This window comes from Aquipuribacter hungaricus, assembly GCF_037860755.1.
GTDB lineage: Bacteria > Actinomycetota > Actinomycetes > Actinomycetales > JBBAYJ01 > Aquipuribacter > Aquipuribacter hungaricus.
In genome coordinates this window covers 1-5,560 of the sequence record NZ_JBBEOI010000225.1, presented here as the reverse complement: position 1 = coordinate 5,560, position 5,560 = coordinate 1, and the positions used below count along the sequence as shown (strand labels likewise).

The window sequence follows — 5,560 nt, the reverse complement described above, 5'->3', positions numbered from 1 at the left end:
CGCGCCCGCGGGATGCGTCCCGGGATGCCCGGCGGTGCGCTCGGCGGGCGGGCGCGGACCGCGGCCGGCTACCGCGCGGGCCAGGAGGTCACCCTGTCCGGGGCCGGCAAGGACGGCCGCGACCCGGTGGGCCTGGCCGACGTCACCGGCTCGCTCGTCGCCCAGGCCGGCTGGACCGACGCGGTCGCCGTCGGCGGCGTCATGGGCCGCTGGCCCGAGGTCGTCGGCGACCACGTGGCCACCCACTGCGTCCCGGTCGGCTTCTCCGACGGCACCCTCACGGTGCGGGCGTCGACGACGGCGTGGGCCACGCAGCTGCGGATGCTCGTCCCGGACGTGCGCCGGCGGCTCGACGCGGTCGTCGGCGAGGGCGTGGTCGGGCACATCGAGGTGCTGGCGCCGGACGCCCCGTCGTGGAAGCGTGGCCGGCTCAGCGTGCGCGGCCGCGGCGCCCGCGACACGTACGGCTGAGGCTCCGCGGGGGGACCCACGCGGACGGGGGTCGCTCCGCCCACAGGCGCCGTCAGGGGCCGCTGTGCACACCCCGCCCGGTGCGGCGGTCGGTCGCGGGAGCGCGGTAAGGGTAGACTCACAGGGTTGTCCGCCATCCTGAGGAGCCTTGCCGCGTGACCGACGGGACCAGACCCGAAGAGTCCACCCCCAGCACCTCCCCCGGCACCGGCGACGCCGCGGTGCCCGCCGCGCCGGAGGCAGGCCCGGACCAGGCGGCCGTCGGCTCGGCCTCCGGCTACGACGCCAGCAACATCTCGGTCCTCGAGGGCCTCGAGGCGGTCCGCAAGCGCCCGGGCATGTACATCGGCTCGACCGGCCCCCGCGGGCTGCACCACCTCGTGCAGGAGGTCGTCGACAACAGCGTCGACGAGGCGCTCGCCGGCTGGTGCACGCAGATCGAGATCACGCTTCTGGACAACGGCGGCGTCCGCGTCGTCGACGACGGCCGCGGCATCCCGGTCGACATGCACCCGGTCGAGAAGAAGCCCGCGCTCGAGGTCGTGCTCACGGTCCTGCACGCCGGCGGCAAGTTCGGCGGCGGCGGCTACGCGGTGTCCGGCGGCCTGCACGGCGTCGGCGTCAGCGTCGTCAACGCGCTGAGCACCCGGCTCGACGTCGAGGTCCGCCGGCAGGGCTACCACTGGCGGATGTCGTTCGAGAACGGTGTGCCCACCGGCCCGCTCGAGCGCGGCGAGCCCACCGACGGCACCGGCACCTCGGTGACGTTCTGGTCCAACCCGGAGATCTTCGAGACCGTCGAGTACGACGCAGAGACCCTGCGCAGCCGGTTCCAGCAGATGGCGTTCCTCAACAAGGGCCTGCAGCTCACGCTCGTCGACGAGCGGCAGGCGCACGTCAGCGACGGCACCGACGACGTCGACGCGGGCGACCGCGGCGCGGCCCCGACGGAGTCCCGGACGACGTACCGCTACGACGACGGGCTCGTCGACTACGTCAAGCACCTCAACTCCTCCAAGAAGAGCGAGCCGGTGCACGACGAGATCCTCGCCTTCGAGGCCGAGGCGGACGACAAGCACATCAGCGTCGAGATCGCGATGCAGTGGACCGGGGCGTACTCCGAGTCCGTCCACACCTACGCGAACACCATCAACACCCACGAGGGCGGCACGCACGAGGAGGGCTTCCGTGCGGCGCTGACCTCGCTGGTCGGCCGGTACGCCCGCGACAACAACATGCTCAAGAAGGACGAGCAGATCACGGGCGACGACATCCGCGAGGGGCTCACCGCGGTCATCAGCGTCAAGCTCGCCGAGCCGCAGTTCGAGGGCCAGACCAAGACCAAGCTCGGCAACACCGAGGCCAAGAGCTACGTGCAGAAGGTGCTCGGCGACTCCCTCGGCGACTGGTTCGCCAGCCACCCGCGCGAGACCCGCGACATCATCCGCAAGGCGCAGCAGGCCGCGGCCGCCCGGGTCGCCGCCCGGCGTGCGCGCGAGGCCACCCGCCGCAAGGGCCTGCTGGAGTCCAACTCCATGCCCGGCAAGCTCAAGGACTGCCAGTCCAACGACCCGGTGCGCTGCGAGATCTACATCGTCGAGGGTGACTCCGCCGGCGGCTCGGCGATCGACGGCCGCGACCCCGAGACCCAGGCGATCCTCCCGCTGCGCGGCAAGATCCTCAACGTCGAGAAGGCGCGGCTGGACCGGGCGCTGGGCAGCGACGCCATCCAGGCGCTCATCACCGCCCTCGGCGCCGGGATCGGCGAGGACTTCGACGTCGCCAAGCTGAGGTACCACAAGATCGTCCTCATGGCCGACGCCGACGTCGACGGCCAGCACATCACCACGCTGCTGCTCACCCTGCTGTTCCGCTACATGCGCGGGCTCGTCGAGGCCGGGCACGTGTTCCTCGCGCAGCCGCCGCTGTACCGGATCAAGTGGAGCAACGCCGAGCACGAGTACGTGTTCAGCGACCGCGAGCGCGACGCGCTGGTCAAGGACGGCCTGTCCAAGGGTCGCCGGCTCCCCAAGGACCAGGCGGTCCAGCGCTACAAGGGCCTCGGCGAGATGAACTACGAGGAGCTGTGGGACACGACGATGAACCCGGCCACCCGCACCCTGCTCCGGGTCACCCTCGACGACGCGGCCGCGGCGGACGCGATGTTCAGCGTCCTCATGGGCGACGACGTGGAGTCCCGCCGCTCCTTCATCCAGCGCAACGCCAAGGACGTCCGGTTCCTCGACATCTGAGCGAGCCCGCCGGCACCGCCCGGCGCCCGACGCACCCCGAGCCCCACCCTGACGGAGGCACCGCAGCGTGACCGACACCACCGACGCACCGCTGGGCGACCGGATCGAGCCGGTCGACATCCAGCTGGAGATGCAGCGCTCCTACCTGGACTACGCGATGAGCGTCATCGTCAGCCGTGCGCTGCCGGACGTCCGCGACGGCCTCAAGCCGGTCCACCGCCGCGTCCTGTACGCGATGTTCGACGGCGGCTACCGCCCTGACCGGCAGCACTCCAAGTGCACCCGCGTCGTCGGCGACGTCATGGGGCAGTACCACCCCCACGGCGACACGGCGATCTACGACACCATGGTCCGCCTCGTCCAGCGCTGGGTGATGCGGTACCCGCTCATCGACGGGCAGGGCAACTTCGGCTCCCGCGGCAACCAGGGCGCGGCCGCCCCCCGCTACACCGAGTGCCGCCTCGAGCAGCTGGCCATGGAGATGGTCCGCGACATCGGCGAGGACACCGTCGACTTCGGCGACAACTACGACGGCCGCACGCAGGAGCCGCTCGTCCTGCCGTCCCGGTTCCCGAACCTGCTGGTCAACGGCTCCAGCGGCATCGCGGTCGGCATGGCGACGAACATCCCGCCGCACAACCTGCGCGAGGTGGCCGCCGCGGTCCAGTTCGCCCTGGACCACCCGGACACCACCGGTCCCGAGCTGCTCGACGCGCTCATGGAGCGGGTGCAGGGCCCGGACTTCCCCACCCACGGCGTGATCATGGGCAAGCAGGGGATCGAGGACACCTACCGGACCGGCCGCGGCTCCATCACCATGCGCGCCGTCGTCGAGGTCGAGGAGATCCAGGGCCGCACCTGCCTGGTCGTCTCCGAGCTGCCGTACATGGTCAACCCGGACAACCTCGCCGAGAAGATCGCCGAGATGGTCAAGGACGGCAAGCTCGCCGGCATCGCCGACATCCGCGACGAGACCTCCGGGCGCACCGGTCAGCGCCTGGTCATCGTGCTGCGCCGCGACGCGGTCGCCAAGGTCGTCCTCAACAACCTCTACAAGCACACGCAGCTGCAGTTCAACTTCAGCGCGAACATGCTCGCCCTGGTCGACGGCATCCCCCGCACCCTGAGCCTCGACGGGTTCATCACGCACTGGATCGCCCACCAGCTGGAGGTCATCCAGCGGCGCACGGCCTACCGGCTGCGCCAGGCCAAGGAGCGCCAGCACCTGCTCATCGGCTACCTCAAGGCGCTGGAGAACCTCGACGACGTCATCGCGCTCATCCGCCGCTCGGCGACGGTGGAGGACGCCCGCAACGGGCTCATGGAGCTGCTCGACATCGACGAGACGCAGGCGCGCGCGATCCTCGCGATGCAGCTGCGCCAGCTGGCCTCCCTCGAGCGGCAGAAGATCGCCGACGAGTACACCGAGCTGACCGCCCAGATCGAGGACTACGAGGACATCCTCGCCACGCCCCAGCGGCAGCGCGAGATCGTCTCCACCGAGCTGGCCACCATCGTCGACAAGTACGGCGACGACCGCCGCACCCGCATCGTCCCCGCCGCCGGGGAGGTGTCGATGGAGGACCTCATCCCCGAGGAGGAGGTCGTCGTCACCATCACCCGCGGCGGCTACGCCAAGCGCACCCGCGCCGACGCCTACCGTGCCCAGCGCCGCGGCGGCCGCGGGATCCGCGGGGCCTCGCTGCGCGGGGACGACGTGGTCGAGCACTTCTTCACCACGAGCACCCACCACTGGCTGCTGTTCTTCACCAACCTCGGCCGGGTCTACCGGGCGAAGGCCTACGAGCTGCCCGAGGGCGCGCGCGACGCCAAGGGCCAGCACGTCGCCAACCTGCTCGCCTTCCAGCCGGACGAGACCATCGCCCAGGTCCTCGACATCGCCGACTACGAGGCGATGCCGTACCTGCTGCTCGCCACCCGGCAGGGCCTGGTCAAGAAGTCGCGGCTGCGCGACTACGACTCGCCCCGCTCGGGCGGCCTCATCGCCGTCAAGCTCCGCGACGGGGACGAGCTGGTGGCGGCCCGCCTGGGCAGCGCCGAGGACGACCTGCTGCTCGTGTCCCGCAAGGGCATGAGCATCCGGTTCACCACCGACGACGACCAGCTGCGCCCGATGGGCCGCGACACCTCCGGCGTCACCGGGATGCGGTTCCGCCAGGGCGACGACCTGCTCGACGCCCGGGTGGTCCCGGCCGGCTCGACCGGGGACGTCCTCGTCGTCACCGACCGCGGCTACACCAAGCGGACCCCGGTCAGCGACTACCGGGTGCAGGGCCGCAACGGCTTCGGCATCAAGGTGGCCAGGGCCAGCGACGAGCGCGGCGACCTGGTCGCGGCCCTCATCGCCCACGACGGCGACGAGATGCTCGTGATCATGCAGTCCGGCCGCGTCATGCGGACCCGGGTGACCGACATCCGCTCGAGCGGGCGCGACACCTTCGGCGTCATCCTCACCAAGCCCGGCGAGGGCGACGGCGTGCTCGCGGCCACGCTCAACAGCGAGGTCCGGATCGACGACGAGGCCGCCGGCGAGGGCCAGGGCGCGGCACCGTCCGACGTCCCGGTCGAGACCGTCGACGTGTCCGACGTGGTCGAGGTGACGGACTCCGGGGACGAGCAGGTACCGTCAGAGGGTAGGGGGCCGGACGGTCCGTCAGGCGACAGCACGGGAGGTGACGGGTGAGCACCACCGATCCCGGTCCCACGTCCGCGACCTCCGTCGGGTCCCGTCCGGGCGGCGGCGACGCCCGCCCGCAGCCCGACGGCCCCCGGCCCGCCCCCGAGGGGGCACGCAGCCAGGCGCGCACCGCCCCGGC

At 71.8% G+C, this 5,560-nt stretch carries 3 protein-coding genes; all 3 read left to right on the top strand.

Going from position 1 to position 5,560, the window contains the following annotated elements:
• On the top strand, positions 1 to 471 hold a 471-nt coding region (locus WCS02_RS16725; protein WP_340295291.1), incomplete at its 5' end, for a DciA family protein.
• Between the two features lie 221 nt (positions 472 to 692).
• Positions 693 to 2,723, top strand: coding sequence for a DNA topoisomerase (ATP-hydrolyzing) subunit B (gene gyrB / locus WCS02_RS16720; RefSeq protein WP_340295293.1), 2,031 nt, complete (start codon positions 693 to 695; stop codon positions 2,721 to 2,723).
• A gap of 67 nt (positions 2,724 to 2,790) precedes the next feature.
• Positions 2,791 to 5,427: a DNA gyrase subunit A gene (gene gyrA / locus WCS02_RS16715; protein ID WP_340295289.1), complete on the top strand. Its 2,637-nt coding sequence runs from the start codon at positions 2,791 to 2,793 to the stop codon at positions 5,425 to 5,427.
• Positions 5,428 to 5,560 lie beyond the last annotated feature (133 nt).